Source organism: Bacillus sp. USDA818B3_A (assembly GCF_009928415.1).
In the GTDB taxonomy this organism is placed as follows: domain Bacteria; phylum Bacillota; class Bacilli; order Bacillales; family Cytobacillaceae; genus Neobacillus.
On sequence record NZ_JAABNN010000001.1, the window covers coordinates 606,773 to 622,648 of the forward strand.

Annotated in this window: 13 protein-coding genes; 1 reads left to right on the forward strand and 12 read right to left on the reverse strand. The window is 37.0% G+C overall.

Annotated elements, in window-relative coordinates:
- Window positions 1–38: 38 nt before the first annotated feature.
- The 7 genes from GXK58_RS02765 to GXK58_RS02795 form a co-directional block, all read right to left on the reverse strand.
- Window positions 39–1,676, reverse strand: coding sequence for an extracellular solute-binding protein (locus tag GXK58_RS02765; protein ID WP_160719590.1), 1,638 nt, complete (start codon window positions 1,674–1,676; stop codon window positions 39–41).
- A 27-nt stretch (window positions 1,677–1,703) separates the two neighbouring features.
- Window positions 1,704–2,603 (reverse strand): carbohydrate ABC transporter permease, encoded by a 900-nt coding sequence (locus GXK58_RS02770; RefSeq protein ID WP_202171272.1) that lies wholly within the window; start codon window positions 2,601–2,603, stop codon window positions 1,704–1,706.
- 28 nt (window positions 2,604–2,631) lie between these two features.
- The gene (locus GXK58_RS02775) at window positions 2,632–3,525 is read right to left on the reverse strand and encodes an ABC transporter permease (RefSeq protein ID WP_160719592.1); all 894 of its coding nucleotides are present in this window, start codon (window positions 3,523–3,525) and stop codon (window positions 2,632–2,634) included.
- A gap of 378 nt (window positions 3,526–3,903) precedes the next feature.
- Window positions 3,904–4,845: an aldo/keto reductase gene (locus tag GXK58_RS02780; protein ID WP_160719594.1), complete on the reverse strand. Its 942-nt coding sequence runs from the start codon at window positions 4,843–4,845 to the stop codon at window positions 3,904–3,906.
- Window positions 4,846–4,918: 73 nt separating this feature from the next.
- Window positions 4,919–5,758, reverse strand: a complete 840-nt coding sequence (locus GXK58_RS02785; protein WP_337248159.1) for an amidohydrolase family protein — start codon at window positions 5,756–5,758, stop codon at window positions 4,919–4,921.
- A 429-nt stretch (window positions 5,759–6,187) separates the two neighbouring features.
- Window positions 6,188–7,978 carry a beta-glucuronidase gene (gene uidA / locus GXK58_RS02790; protein WP_160719598.1) on the reverse strand — a complete coding sequence of 597 codons (1,791 nt, stop codon included), beginning with the start codon at window positions 7,976–7,978 and terminating at the stop codon, window positions 6,188–6,190.
- A gap of 46 nt (window positions 7,979–8,024) precedes the next feature.
- On the reverse strand, window positions 8,025–9,434 hold the full coding sequence (locus GXK58_RS02795) for an MFS transporter (RefSeq protein WP_160719600.1): 1,410 nt from the start codon (window positions 9,432–9,434) through the stop codon (window positions 8,025–8,027).
- Window positions 9,435–9,533: 99 nt separating this feature from the next.
- Between GXK58_RS02795 and GXK58_RS02800 the strand changes: the two genes are divergently transcribed.
- Window positions 9,534–10,802, forward strand: coding sequence for an AraC family transcriptional regulator (locus GXK58_RS02800; RefSeq protein WP_160719602.1), 1,269 nt, complete (start codon window positions 9,534–9,536; stop codon window positions 10,800–10,802).
- A 73-nt stretch (window positions 10,803–10,875) separates the two neighbouring features.
- Here the strand turns inward: GXK58_RS02800 and GXK58_RS02805 are convergent, their stop codons facing one another.
- The 5 genes from GXK58_RS02805 to GXK58_RS02825 all read right to left on the reverse strand — a co-directional run bounded on the left by GXK58_RS02805 (window position 10,876) and on the right by GXK58_RS02825 (window position 15,826).
- Window positions 10,876–12,123: a GGDEF domain-containing protein gene (locus GXK58_RS02805; RefSeq protein ID WP_160719604.1), complete on the reverse strand. Its 1,248-nt coding sequence runs from the start codon at window positions 12,121–12,123 to the stop codon at window positions 10,876–10,878.
- A gap of 212 nt (window positions 12,124–12,335) precedes the next feature.
- Entirely contained in the window at window positions 12,336–13,136 is an 801-nt protein-coding gene (locus tag GXK58_RS02810) for a DAPG hydrolase family protein (protein WP_160719606.1), read from the reverse strand.
- Window positions 13,137–13,173: 37 nt separating this feature from the next.
- Window positions 13,174–13,431 (reverse strand): HPr family phosphocarrier protein, encoded by a 258-nt coding sequence (locus GXK58_RS02815; protein WP_160719608.1) that lies wholly within the window; start codon window positions 13,429–13,431, stop codon window positions 13,174–13,176.
- Between the two features lie 140 nt (window positions 13,432–13,571).
- Window positions 13,572–14,879 carry an MFS transporter gene (locus GXK58_RS02820; protein ID WP_160719610.1) on the reverse strand — a complete coding sequence of 436 codons (1,308 nt, stop codon included), beginning with the start codon at window positions 14,877–14,879 and terminating at the stop codon, window positions 13,572–13,574.
- A 98-nt stretch (window positions 14,880–14,977) separates the two neighbouring features.
- Entirely contained in the window at window positions 14,978–15,826 is an 849-nt protein-coding gene (locus GXK58_RS02825; RefSeq protein ID WP_160719612.1) for a 3-keto-5-aminohexanoate cleavage protein, read from the reverse strand.
- Window positions 15,827–15,876: the final 50 nt, after the last annotated feature.

Below are 15,876 nucleotides of genomic sequence, written 5' to 3' on the forward strand. Positions count from 1 at the left end.
AAAGATGGCGTTCATTATCCCTATTCATTCATCGTGTTCTACTTTGATGATTTATCATACGCTTTTTGCATAATCTCCAAATACCGCTTAAGGTTTAATTTATTGAACCCTTTGACATAAGCATCCCAGTCTTTATCTAAATTCTTTTCCCCTGTCACAAATTTCAGAAGGCTCTGACTAACATAATTTTGAATATTTGTTTCTAACATGGCTGCTTCATCTGCATCAGATGGGTCCATCCAGATTGACCATGTTGGGTATACGTCATCTGGCTGTTTACCATCATACATATGGGTTGCATCCTGAAGTCGTCGTTCATATCCTTCAGATGTATTAACTTCAGTTGACTGAATCCATCCATTTCTAAATGAAATTGGCGATCCGTATTGTGCCATTGGACCCCAGGCGGTATTGTGAGGCTTATCACCGTCTTTTGCTGGAATTGTAGCGAAAATTGGCTCCGCGCTTTTTTCAATCGCGATATCACCTGCTTTAGGTTTTCTCCAGTCAAGACCTTCTTTACCATATTGCCCCTTTAATTGTCCATCCACCGTAAACAAGTAGTCAATTAGCTTAATCGCTGCGATTTGATCTTCCTTCGTCGCTTTGTTTGTAAGTACAAAGTCGGCTCCAGGAGCAACAGGGTAAATATAAGAGGCATAAGCAGCATTTGGACCCTGTAGTGGCGCGAGTGCTGCATAATTATCTGAAAACAAACGTTTTGGATCTGAAACAAACTCACCAGGATGTGTGGCTGTACCAGCACCCAAAATTTCTGCTCCAGCATTATCTCCTAGTTTTTGGTAGGCATCACTATTCTGGGTGAATGCACCTGGATCAATTAATCCATCTTTATATAAAGAATGCATGTATTCTAATCCCTGCTTCCATTCCGGCCTGTCAGCGGCAAAGTCAACCTTCCCATTATTCAATAATAACCTTTTTTTGCCATCATCATAAATGAATCCGTTCATTAGAAATGGAATAACATTTTGATCTGCAATTCCTACTGCCCCACTAAGCGGGACTTCATCCTTTTTGCCGTTGCCGTTCGGATCCTGGTTTTTAAAAGCTTCTAAAACATTTTTAAAATCTTCTGTAGTTTTTGGCATTGGCAAATTCAATTTTTTCAACCAATCATTATTAATCCACATCTTCTGTGGCCATGTACAATGGTAGCACTCATTCAGCTGTGGAATGCCATAGATATTTCCATCAGGGGAAACCGTCATTGCCTTAAATGTTTTATTGGTATCAAGTGTTTTTTGAATATTTGGAGCATATTTTTTAATCAGGTCATTTAATGGGATAATAACTCCCTGTTTTCCGTATTTTAATAGATCATTAGTAGTGAATTGATCTAACCACGGAACTAGCATGTAAGCGTCAGGATAATCACCGCTGGCTAACGATATTTGGCGTTTTTGACTAGCTGATGCAGCATCATAGGTTGTTGTCTGCCATTCAATCTTTGTGTTGAATTTTTCCTCTACTTCCTTAGTGAAAACATTTGTAGCCAACTTAGTGTCCGTCGATTGAGGACCAAAGATAGTCAAAACATTTGCACCATCTTTGGTATTGCCTGAAGTGGTTGATTCTGTTTTGTCTGAGCATCCTGATAATAATGTGGCAAGTACAACTAATAGAAGCACTGCCAAAATTCCCGCTTTTTTCATTACTTCCTCTCCCCTATGTTTAAAAATTTAGCCCTTTACTGAGCCAATTAAGACACCCTTCATAAAGTGACGCTGTACAAATGGGTAAATAATAAGAACTGGAAGACTAGCAACCACAATTAATGAATATTTCATCAGATCAGCGAGCTGTTTCATATCCATTAATTTTTGTGCATCAATAGTGGCAGATGTATTGGTATTTAAAATTAGAATATTACGTAAAACCACTTGAAGCGGGAATAAACCTTCAGATTTCAAATAAAGCATGGCATCAAAATAAGAATTCCATTGGAAAATTGCATACATGAGGACTAAAACGGCAATAATTGGTTTTGATAACGGCAGAACTACTGACCATAAAAACCTTAAGTCACTACAACCATCCATCTCACTTGCTTCTACTATTTCTTCAGGAATACTTGTCCTAAAAAAAGTTACGGCAATAATGACCTGCCAAACAGCAATCGCCTTTGGAATGATTAAAGCCCATCGAGTATCTAGCATATGTAGATTTTTAACCACCAGATATTCTGGAATTAATCCGCCTGAAAATAACATCGTAAACATGATAAAAATCATCAAGACATTACGGCCATAGAACGATTTACGAGAAAGTGGATAAGCTAACAGCACCGTCAGTGTGACACTAATTATTGTGCCGAAAAAGGTATAGAATAAGGAGTTAGCATAACCTACGATGACCTGTGAATTGTTAAAAATAGCCTTATATCCTGCTAATGAAAAATCAACCGGCCATAGCCAAACTTTTCCTGACGATACAGCCAGCGGACTGCTCAGTGATGAACTGACAATATAAATCAATGGATACAGAATGATTAATACCACTAGAAATAAAAATGTATAAACAATCCCAAGGAACACTTTGTCACCGAAAGAATCTTTAATTGAATTTGTTTTACCTACCAAAACCCACCCTCCTATTCTTTTAAACTAATTACCACAGACTGTTTCCAGAGATTCTTTTAGCTAATACATTTGCCAGGATAAGAAGTATCAAGTTTACAACAGAGTTAAATAACCCTATCGCTCCAGCAAAGCTGTAGTTTGCATTGAGAAGACCCATTTTGTAGACATAGGTTGACAGCACCTCTGAAGTATCCAAATTAAGCGGGTTTTGCATTAAAAATATTTTTTCAAACCCAACTCCCATAACGTTTCCAACTGTTAAAATTAATACAATCGTAATAGCCGGCATTATCCCTGGCAGATCTACATGAATAATTTTTTGCAGTCTCGATGCTCCATCTATTTTTGCTGCTTCATATAAAGAAGTATCAATTCCTGCAAGAGCGGCTAGATAAATAACGGCTGAATAACCCGTAAATTGCCAAACGTCTGACCAAACATAAATGGAACGAAATATTCCAGGATCCCCCATGAAATTGATGGAATTTAACCCAATCGCTTCTAAGAGTTGATTAAAAATTCCTAGCCTTGGTGATGTCAATACTATAATCATAGAAACTAATACAACAGTAGAGATGAAATATGGAGCATAAGTTACAATCTGTACAAATTTTTTGAAACGGCCTTGGCGGATTTCATTAAGGGCTAACGCTAAAATGATTGGCAGCGGGAAGCAAGCTGCAATATTATACAAACTTATAAACAATGTATTCTTAATCAGATCCCAAGCCGCCGGATTGTCAAAAAATAGTTTAAAGTACTTAAGTCCCACCCACGGGCTTCCCATGATTCCTTGAACCACACTGTAATCCTTAAACGCAATAATAGTTCCAAGCATGGGAATGTACTTAAATATAATAAAATAGAGGACGGAAGGAATAATCAGTAAATAAAACTGCCAATGTTTTCGCAGGCTTTTCATCGCCTTGCCACTGCCGACTTTTCTTTTTTTGGATACCGAAAGTGATTGTTGATTTACTGTTACCGTTTTCAGTTAAAATCCCTCCTTATCGTTTTTCTTTGAATTTTAAGCTTTTCTACTCTAAACTTCCCTACTTCTTGATATTGATAGTGTAATAAAGGATGCTAGTTAAAACGCTTTCAAAATGGTTTATTCTATGAAAATTTCACAGACCACATCCTCCTCAATTTGGTTTATTTGTTGTTATCGATAACAACAAATTATAAGTTTAGTCTTTGTTATCGGTATCATTACATTTATAATATTCTATATATTAAAAAAACTCAAGATAAAATAATAATTTTTCTCTTATTTAAGTGCTCTTCTATTAAAATTTTATTATATAATTTTCTCCCATTGTTCAACATTACCGCTAGGCCATGATTTATTATGAATGGGAGCTAATATATCAAGTACACTATTCAATAACTCCTCATCAATTGTTTCATTCGTCCATTTAATGTTTTTCTTAATATTTTCAACACTTGCTGTACTTACCAAAGTTGTAGGAATTATTTCGTTTTGGACGGAGTATTGGATCGCTAATTTAGATAAATCCGACCCGTTTCTTTCACAAAATTCGGCAGCCTGCTTACAAATCGTTCGGATATGCTCACTTGCAGGATGCCAGTCCGCAACAGGCTTTGAACTTAATAATCCCATTGACAACGGAGAGGCGTTTATCAATCCTGTCTTTTTCTCTTTCAACAAAGGAATAAGAGATAGAAGGGACGTATCATTTAAAGAATAATGACAATACGATAAAATAACGTCCAATTCTGTTTGATTGAGCACTCTATCAAAAATAGTTAGTGGCAGCCCCGATACACCGAAGAATCGTATTTTCCCTTCGCGTTTCAACTGCTGCAATACTGGTATTCCTTCCTCCATAATTTGATTGATTGAACCAAACTCAATATCATGCAGGAGCAGGATATCTACATAATCAGTCTGTAATCTTGTCAGACTTTCCTCAATACTGTCCATTATTCGCTGCTTAGAGAAATCAAACTGGTTTTCCCCATAGCGTCCAGCTTTGGTTGATAAGATAAATTTATCTCTTGGAATTTCTCTGATTGCTTTACCAAGGACTGTCTCGGCTTTGGTTAATCCATAATATGGAGAAACATCTATTAAATTAATGCCATTATCAATTGCCGTATGAACAGTTTTAATTCCTTCCGCCTCATCTATATGTCTAAAGACCGAGCCTAAAGAGGATGCTCCATAACTAAGGATTGATACTTCTAAGCCCGTATTTCCCAATTTTCTGTATTTCACTTAAAATTCCTCCATTTAGAATTGTCATGTTTTTGACCAAAGTATTTCATTAATTTTATCTGCTGGTTTTTTTCTATTTTAATCCGTAAAACTCCAATGCATTTCCTCCAAAGATCTTAGCTTCTTCATCTTCTGTTAATTTACCTGGCAGTGTTTCCTTCAATAGACCATAGACTTCATCATAGCTCGCTGCCAGCAGGCATACAGGCCAATCGCTTCCAAACATGATCCGGTTTACTCCGAAAATACTGACAATGTGTTGTACATAATCAACAAAGTCTTCTTTTTGCCAGTTTGTGTGATCAGCTTCCGTAACCATACCTGATAGTTTACAATATATGTTCGGATATTTTGCTATTTGTTCCATTTGACTTTTCCAAGGCTCCATGATTTCATCTTTGATCCTTGGCTTAGCAATATGATTAATCACTCCACGAATGGGAACTAGCTTTAATAAGGCCAATACAGCTGGCAGCTGATTTTCCTTAACTAATAGATCTACAGGCAGATCAAGTTTTACAAAATAAGAAAAGGCTTCCAAAAAAATTGGTTCTAAAACTTTATTCTCATCCTGCATATCTTGAATCATCACCCGAATGCCACAGAATTTAGAGTTTTTTCTAAATCTATTAAGCTGTTCTTTATACGAAGGATCTTCTATATCAATCCATCCAACAACGCCTGCTATTGTTTCCGATTCGTTACTAAGCGAGAGGATGAATTCTGTTTCTTCTATGGTTGGGGCAGCTTGAACGACAATGGTTTTATCAATCTTATTTTTTTTCAGATGTGTTTTTAAATCTTCTTCAAGAAAATCACGATACAGTGTAGTAATTTCTGGCGTTATCCAGCCGTAATCATTCCGGCTTATTTTCCAATAATGCTGGTGAGAATCAATCCGCAATTTTTTCATCCTTTCTATCATGTAATCTCTGATAATTTACTTATTTAGAAAGCTGATTCAAGCAAAGAATAAACAAAAGGTCTCATTCTGTTTACATTTTTTGTTACCGGTAACATAAATTTAACACCGAACTATTCTTTTCGTCAATAAAAATTAATTTTGATTATAATAAAATTTATGTTCCCTCAAATTATGAGAAGGACCTTATATAGATAAATGGCTTATGGAAAACTTATTCGGTTTAATGAAACAAGAAATGTATTATGGAGAAGCACTGGGCCGATTTGAAGAATAAATAAAAGAGAATAGAAGAATAATTATTATAGTAACAAGCGTTTAAAGCAAAAATTGGCAGGCATGAGTCCGGTCCAATACCGTATCATACCTGCCAATTACCTTTTAAGAGACTCTAACAATTGGGGTCACCACACAGGCCGGTTATCCCTTATAGTTAAAATTCGGTATTTGCATCCAGCGTCTTCGCAATTCATGTGCGGCATATTTTGGTTTCCGATCACGGGTAAAAATACCTTTTTTGTTTCCTTGAGCTCGAATGACTCCTTGACTTGTTTCGAAATCAGCAAAGTTCCACACTTGTTCACCAACAAAATGGTTAAATTCATCAAACACTTCATGATTTGCTCGATAAAATTCCACTTGGTATTCCTCCGTAAACATGACAGGCTCCACGTCGTGAAATCCAGCGATCGTATCAGCACCATACTCTGTCATCATAAATGGCTTGTTTGGACAGCGTTTAAGCCAGCCATTTAGCTCCGAACGAAGCTTTTCTTTAGCTGCCAATAAATCACCGCCATCAGTATACCAGCCATAATACCGGTTAAAGGTGAGGATATCCAGCAATCCCGCTACTTTATCTTTTTCCGGTGTAGAACCCATATGCGTCACAAGAGTGACTGGTCGTTTTTGTGGGTCAAGTTCTTTTGCCAGTTCAACTAGCGGTTTAAAATATTCATATGCTCCTTCTTCTTCTGAAGCAGGTTCATTTGCTACATTCCACATAACAACAGAGGGATGGTTTTTATCACGCTCGATCAATTCCTTGATCACTTGCTGATGGTGTTCGAATGTTTTTAGTTCTTTCCAGGTTTCTCTCTGAGCCATGCCACCGTTTAACATGACCATAAAATTCAAATGCAATCCAACTGCAGGTACCTCATCAATAATGACAAATCCTTCACGGTCGGCAAGCCTCATAATTTCTTCTGAATACGGGTAATGGGCTGTACGGAATGAATTGGCTCCAATCCACTTCATTAGGTTAAAGTCCATTACGTTAGCCGATTCATCGAATCCTCTTCCATGAATCGGTGTATCCTCATGCTTTCCAAAACCTTTGAAATAAAACGGCTTATTATTAATAAGGAACTTTCCGCCCTTGATTTCTACTGTTCTAACCCCAAACGGTTGTTCATAAACATCGATTGTTTCTCCATCCGCTTCCAGCTCAACTTGAAGAGTGTACAAATAGGCATTTAGCGGCTCCCACAGTCTGACATTTGGGATGTTAATCATTCCAGAAACACCTTTTGCTTCACCTTCAACAACTCCCGATTCATCCAATACCCTGACTATTATTTCTGCAGTACCACAAGCTTCGATAGAATAGTGGACTTGTCCATTCACCTCAGTTACAATCGTTACATCTTTAACATAAGTGACTGGTGTAGTATAGATTTTCACCGGACGTTGTAAACCTGCGTAGTTGAAAAAGTCAAAATTAGGAGTGTTTCTTTTCACCTTACCAACACCAGGAATTTCCTTCTCAATTACAAAGCCAACCGGTAAGGTTGTTTCATCAACAATATTGTTGACGGCAACCGTTAATCGATTTTTTCCTGTTTTTAAAAATTGATTTAGCTCTGCTTCAAATGGTAAGAATCCGCCTTTATGTTCGATAACGAGCTCCCCATTCACATAAACCTTTGCTTGATGTGTGGCAGAAGCAAATCGTATTATGATACGTTCCGATTGAAGAATAGCTGGGACCGAAAATTCCCGCTCATACCAAACCCAGCCAACATGATCGCGTATACTTGCTTGTACTCCAATATCATTGAAAGAGGAAGGAACCGCCATGCTGATAGTGCCACTTAGTTTTGACTTTTGCCAGTTTTCCTGGAAACCATTCCCCTGATCCACTTTAAAATTCCAAATTCCATTTAAATCAATAATGCTGCGCGTTTCAGTAACAATTGGATATAACATCTTTTAAGTTCTCCTTTGATGTTTAGTTATTTTATTTTTTGATAGCTTAATTTACTTCATTTCTTTTTTTGGCTAAATCTATGGTTAATTGGTTTGTTCGTTTTTTACTTAATGGATAGCCAAATGCAAATACTACAAACACCACTAATAAAAGGATGGCAGGAATCAAGGTACCAAGGGTGTGTATTCCATTAAGGGTATTCTGACTTTGAGCTTTTACCAAGGGATTATACCCGACCGCTCCAATCGCGGCACCTCCAATACCTCCAGCAACTGCTTGTCCAACCTTACGCGCAAATGAATAGAGCGAATATACCGTTCCGTCTTCACGTAAATCTGTTAGGTATTCATGGTAATCAACAATGTCCGTTACAAAAGCCCAAATAACTAAGTTAAAGATTCCATAGCCAAACATTCCGATGGCTAAAATTCCGATAAATTGCATGGCTGTTAAATTTGGGAGGAGGTATAAAAGGAAGTATACGATCGCCGCAAGTAATAACCCTGCTGAGGCGATTTCCTTTTTACCAAATTTCGCTACTAAAGGTTTAACTAGCGGCATACCTATGAACACGGTAATTGCTTGAAATAAATTCACCAAGCTTAATGCTTTCGCATTAGCAAAATAATCCTTAAATAAGTAAGTATTTACGGTACCTATTAACATAAAGCTTACCAAAAAAATGAGTGCACCTATTAAAAACCAAATCAATGGCTTATTTCTTGAAAGACCTTTTAAAGTTTGACTAACCTTCACTTTTGGTTTTGCTGTATCATCTATTACAATTCTCTCAACGGTTAATGCGTAACATCCCATATAACAAGCGATCGCTAAAACACCGAAAATGATAGCTGTCATTAAAAAGTGATTGGCATCCGCCTTATTATCAACAAACAGAAGCATTGGTCCAAACACTCCGATGATTAATCCTGCAAGACTGGCCCCCAAACCTCTCCAGCTGGATAGTGTTGTACGTTCCACTGGATCACTAGAAATAACGGAAGCCATCGATCCGTATGGAATATTAACAGTACTATACAACGTTCCCCAAAGAATATAAGTAACAAAAGCATAAGCAGTGTAAAAACCGTTGGACATGCCGGGAATTTGAACAAACATTAACACACCGGAAAGGACTAACGGAAATGACATTCTAAATATCCATGGTCTAAATTTGCCATTTTTTCCTGTTTCCCTTGTATCAATAAAACGCCCCCAAGTAATATCCGCCACTGCATCCCACAATCTTGCGATTAGAAAAAGACCCCCGACAGCCGCAGGATTAAGATGAAAGACATCTGTATAAAAGACCATTAAGAATGCGGCAGTAAAAATAAAAAAGAAATCGTTTCCAAAATCACCTAATAAGTAACCCAGCTTATCCCTCATGCCAAACTTTCTAATTTCGCCTGCAGATACTGTTGTTACTTTTTTTACTTCCGTACCTAAATTCATTGTTTCTCCCCCCTGATTTTCTTTTTGAAAGATTTACAATAAATAAGCGCTTACAAAATGGATTATACAACTGTTATAATATAGCAAGAAGGAATATAATTGCATTATCATAATTATTTTAGCGAAGAAAGGATTTTCGATGCTATGGAGATTTCTCAGCAGATGATCGTCGCCACTTCAACCATTTTTAATTTAAACGATATCAACACATATATTGTAGAAGGAGACGGTTCCGTCCTCCTAACGTTTGAACGAAATCCCCTGCCTCCCTTTTTAATTCAACTTCAACAACAGAATTTTAACTTACTATCGATGGAGTTACAGCAAAATCCTGGACAGTGCTGTATGCTGACCAACGAATTTGGATTAACTTATTTATCCAGCCTTTTTACAGTAAACGGAGAAGAAACTAAGCTTATTGTCAACGGACCCTTCTTACTGCAATTTCCAGATACTATTGAACTCAAAAATAAATACAAATTGGATGAACAGAAGCTATTCATAGTGGAAGAATTCTTACGTAGTCTAAAGCTGTTAAGCACCGCCAAGATTAATAGTTTGGCAAATGTTTTAAATATGGTTCATACACTTCAGCAAGTGCCTTTACATACAGTGCATACACAAAAAGATTCTTTAGAAAAATTGAATCAATCTTATAAGGAAAACATAGTTAAAAAGTTAGATAAACAATATATTGATTTGATTGAATTAAGATACAAAATGGGTAGAGAGATCTTTCATTCTGTTCAAATGGGAGACAAAGTGAAATTAAAGGAAAATTTATCAAAATCAGAGGGATTATTTGATTTTTCTGACCGTCTTCCAAATCGTCCAGTTCGAGTAATGAAAAATCAGCTAATCAATATAAATACTATGCTAAGAATCGCAGCAGAAAATGGAAAGGTTCCGCCGTTTTACCTTCATCATATCTCTGAGAAGTTTGCGATTCAAATTGAAAGGATCGAAAGTATCGAGGCTTTAAGAAAGCTTATTACGAACATGTTTGAGGAATACTGCGACCTAGTGGAATCTCGTGCTGTTTCAGGTTATTCCCTTTTGATCCAAAAAGCAGTGAGCTATTTATCTACTAACTTCGATGAATCTTTCAGTCTCGAGAAAATTTCCAAACATTGTCATACACACCCTTCCCATTTGTCCAGACAATTCAAAAAGGAAACCGGCATGACACTCACCTCTTTCATGCATAAACGAAGAATTGAGGAGGCAAAGGTCTTATTGAAAAATGAACTTACCTCCATTGACTTGATAGCAGGATACGTCGGATTTAATGATGCCGTCTATTTCACTAGTGTGTTTAAAAAGTTGGAAGGGCGTACACCTACAGAATTTCGGAATTCAAGGAATTAATGCAGATATAAAAGGAAAAAAGATAGGATGAGACGTGGTCTCTCCTATTATGGTTTCCAACACTTTTATTTATCTAACGTAGTACCAACTGCTCTTCAAAGAATTCAACACAATTCCGGCCCTTCGATTTTGATTGATAAAGGGCACGATCTGCATCCTCCATTAACTGTTCTATCTCTACCTCATTACTAACAAACCCAGAAGCAATACCAATACTAATCGTAACGTGATTGGTAACCGGAGAATATTCATGAGGGATATTCATTTGAATGATCGCTAATCTAATGTCTTCGGCAAGCTGGTAAATCTCAAAGTCATCTAAATCATAAATAGCTACTACAAATTCTTCTCCGCCAAAGCGAGCAGTAGTACTTACAGAAGAATCTATACAAGTTTGGATTGTTTGTGCAACTGACTTAATAACTTTATCTCCTTCAAGATGCCCGTAGTTATCATTGAATAATTTAAAAGCATCAATATCAAGCATCATCAAAGAGATTTTTCGCTTATCATTCGTATGAGCCAAGGTTTCTCGGATATATTGTTGAAATCCTCTCCGGTTTGGTATTTTAGTTAATTCATCTATGATCGTCATTTTCTTGAGTTGTTCATTCGCTTTTGCTAATTCCAGATTAATTTTTTCATTTTCTTCAATTTTTGATGCCAGACTAATATTCGTTTCAGTTAAGAGCATTTTATTGAAAAAATTGGTAGAATCGCTGATATATAACATTCTTGAAGCCAACCAACAAAAAAATAAAAAGACAGAAAGATTGATATAATGACCCATTACTATCGCAGTTGAAGGTTGAAAAATTGGTAAACCAATCGATAAAACAGCGATTGGGAGTATGTACAACATCAGAATTGTCCGGTTAGAAGCGTGAAAAAGAATCGATACACACATAAAATTTACCGCAAAAGCCATGACATGCCCATAATCTTCTTGATCAACAAGTGTAACAACTGCTCCCCATACCAAAAAGAAATTGACAAAACCTAATAACCCTAATTGAAACCGTTTGAATTGTTGTTCTGTATAAGCAGCCTTTCTTTCAAACCAACGCATATACAAAAGCATGACAGCACTCATAATTAATAAAACAAAATATAATACTAAATAGGTGTTTAACACGAATTTCCCTTGATTTGCTGCTAACGTCGAGGACAAATTCATTAGAATAAGAATAGCTTCGAATAAAATGACGATCCGAGCAAAAAGTTTACACCGTTTAATATTTTCATGAAATAAATGTTTTTCTAGCATTTGTTGTTTTTCAAGAGAAACCTGTGGAGTTACAAACGCATAGCTAAATTTCATATTCGACCTCATAGTTTGGTATTTTTCTCTAAAGTATACAAAAAAAGAGGACTATAGTCATATATTTTTTCCAATTCTTTTTTAACCACCTAAATAAGGAGAGTTGACTCCCATTAAAATAGTCCCCTCTCCTTATTAAAAGTTTGACAAATTCATTTTTACTCATTTCCGGGACCCCAAAAACTTTTATAACATTAAAACTTATTAATTCATTAAAAATTCAGCTTTTCTTCTTCAAACAAAGTTGGTAAAATCTTTGCCAAATGAGCAAATTCCTTTGCACAATGATTGATAAGTGCTTTTGGAGCAAATTCTGGGATGATTACTCCTTCAGGAAGTACCTTTACTGGGTTATTGTTTTCATCAATATGATATCCAATCCAAAAACGTGTTCTTAATTCAACTCCACCTTCAATAGCCCGCACAAAATGTGTCATGACAGCATTTAATTTATTTTCAGAGGTACCATTTGCACAGATTATGGTGCCGCAAGCACTGGTTCCAATTTTATCTGTATTATATCCCATATCAGCGGGATTTTTAAAATTAAGCCGGATCATATCTCTGCCTAAGCCAATATCTTCTGTAACAAGATGTGTCGTATTCCAATAACGCTCTTTATATGTAAGTGAAGAGTCCAGGGCTTTCTCTCTGTGCAAGTTTTCTACCTCAAAATGATCTTCAGGATTCCAAATTTGATATCGGAGACTATCCAGGCCATGCCAAGCAAACCACCATTCGAACATTTCGGTAGTAACCTCAGGCATTTTTGTTAAGCAAGCTACAAAAGCAGTCCCGTTTTCCATTACACAATAACCCGTTTCCGTATCCAAGTATCCTTCATTAAATAAGTCATTTCGCTCTTCAATCCTTATCGCTTTTCGGGGATCTGTGGGCCCCTGTTTAATCAGGTTAAGAGTCTCTTCAGACGGATGTTCAATCTCTAGATTCAAATATTTACAATAACTTCTTTCCTTATTCTTCTCTGAAACTACTTGGTTATCCCTATCCATTTGTTCTCATCCCTTCCATATATAAAGAATGGTTATATTACCTTTCTTTTTTGATAAAATCAGAAAGTGAAGAAATAGCATCTTCTTCATCTTCACCATCAGCAAGAATGTTGATTTCAGTTCCTGAGCTTACTGCCAGGCTCATTAGTCCCATAATACTTTTTGCATTTACTTTTTTTCCGTCTTTCTCAAGAAGGATCTCCGAAGAAAATCGGTTTGCTTCCTGAACGAATAGTGCAGCGGGGCGCGCCTGAAGCCCTGTTTTCAATTTTACCTCCACTTGTTTTACTAGCATCTTATAAACCTCCTCAAAAGTTATTGTTTTCATCAAGAGTCGTATCATCATGAAATAAGGCTACCCGTACCCCGTTCTTCTAATCTAAATATCTCACAAGCAATTCTAGAAACAATCTTCATACTGCCGTTATTTTTATCTTATTTAGCAGCCGTTTGTAACCCATCCTGTTCAGAAATTTCCAAGCTTATAGTTCCCTTGCATTCAGAGGTGATTCGACTGATAAGAACCAGGCCTACCAAATCAATCACGATAAAAATCATGTAGGCAATATCAAATCCACCGGAATATTTCATAGAAACACCCAATATAACAAATGGAAGAGCACGTACTGAGTTAGCGATAGGAGTAACTAATCGATTTGCAGCAGCAAAGTCATATCGTCCATAAACAGAGCCAGTCATGGATGTAATAAAATTCTTTATACCGGCAAGACCAGAACCCACAGCAATAGATGTAATAAATGTAAGAACCACATTTCCTTCAACAAGCAATAAAACGAGTGTAATAATATAGGAAACTATGTATATCATACTTGCCTTTTTGGTTCCTGCTTTTTGGTCCAACCAACCCCATAAATAACTTCCAATCAGACAAAAAAACGCAGCCGAGCTTAGCATGGTAAGTGCAAAGGACTCACTATAACCAACTGAAACCAGACGAACGACATACTGACTTACAATCCCGATCGTCACTAACCAAACACAGCCATATCCTAAAGAAATTAACCACATGTCTTTATCCTTTAACAAAACCTTAAGTGTAAAAGGGCTTTTATAGGCATTCATTAATTTCGCCATTTTTTCAAGGTCTTCCTTGGAATTCGGCTCATTATCCGGGTATGCACCTGCTATTTCAGGTGTATCCTTCACCCAGAAAATGGAGGCAATTCCTAGAACAATAAGTACACAGCCAACGATAGTCATGGTTTTGGAAATGCCTAAATGTGAAAAAGAATAAGAAAGAAGTGCTACGAAGCTGGCAGTACAAAACCCCATCCCCATAGTCGCCCATCCCAAAGCCAAGCCTTTTTTTCGAGGAAACCAAACGTTCATTATGGTTCCGGGAACAACGTAGCCAAATCCGGATACAAAAAAGTTTAAAGCAGAAATGGCAATAGCATAGGCAATGACAGAGTGGATGTTTCCAAACCAAATGGAAATAATTCCTTGTATGATTAATCCAAGAGCTGAAACAAAACGGGAACCTTTTTTTACTACAACCTGTGCAAAAATTAGCGCACCGATTACCCCAACCCAGTTGGCCGGTGTTGAAAAAGAAAGAAGTAATGAAGGATCCCAGCCAAATTCTTTCGCATAAGCTTGGCTAAAGATGTTAATGCCATCCGCTGTCCAAGCGGCAAAATTGTAATACATCAGCATACAGAAAAAAATCATGCTCCAACCTTTAGCCCCAAAATCATTTTTAATTTTGGCCCTTTCTCCCATAAAATAGCCCCCATATATCCTAATTATGAAAACCCTTACAATTACTTTATTTTTTTCCCCTGAATCATGGTAGATTCAGGGGAATGCAAGATCATTGATTATGCCTTTTGATAGCTTTTTTTCAAATCTAAAATCTCTCTAGCTTCGTCTGGTGTAGCAATTTCTTTGCCAATTTCAGCAACCGTTCTCTTTGTTCTTTCCACAAATTCAACATTTGACTTTGCCAATTGGCCTTTCGCGTAATAAATATTATCTTCCATTCCAACACGCAAGTGGCCGCCCAGAGCAAGTGTTGCATATAAAATAGGTAAATGCCCCTTACCGATTCCAAGCGCACTCCAAGTAGAACCTTCTGGAATCAAACTTTTCAAAAATACTAGATTTTCTACAGTTGCGGTCATTCCGCCCGGAGCTCCAAGAACAAATTGAAAATGACATGGTTCTTTTAAAATACCTTTTTTAATATAATAGAGAGCATTGTATACCATCCCTGCATCAAATATCTCGATTTCCGGTTTAACCCCAACTTCCTGCATCTTAAGCCCTGATTTTTCCAGAAAATTTGGGCTGTTTTCAAATACAGTACTATGCGCCCAGTTCATCGTTCCACAATCATAGGAAGCCATTTCGGGCCTTAGCTCCACATAGGGATTCATCCTAATGTCATCGGTTAACCCCAGCCCCCCGGAGGTGGTAAGATTTAGAACAATATTGCAACGATCTCTTATGAGTTTGACCGTTTTTTCAAATTTTTCAAAGCTCATGGAAGCACGGTCTTCATCATCACGAACATGAATATGCGCAATGGATGCTCCCGCTTTGTAACAAGCATACACCTCATTGGCTATTTCTTCAGGCTGTAATGGTATATACGGTGTATCCTTTTTTGTTGGCCAGGCTCCAGTTGGTGCCACAGTTAAAATGACTTTGTTCTCCAAATTGCTCATTTTTCTCGCTTCCTTTTAAAATGTAATGGTCATTTAACAATAAAAGATGG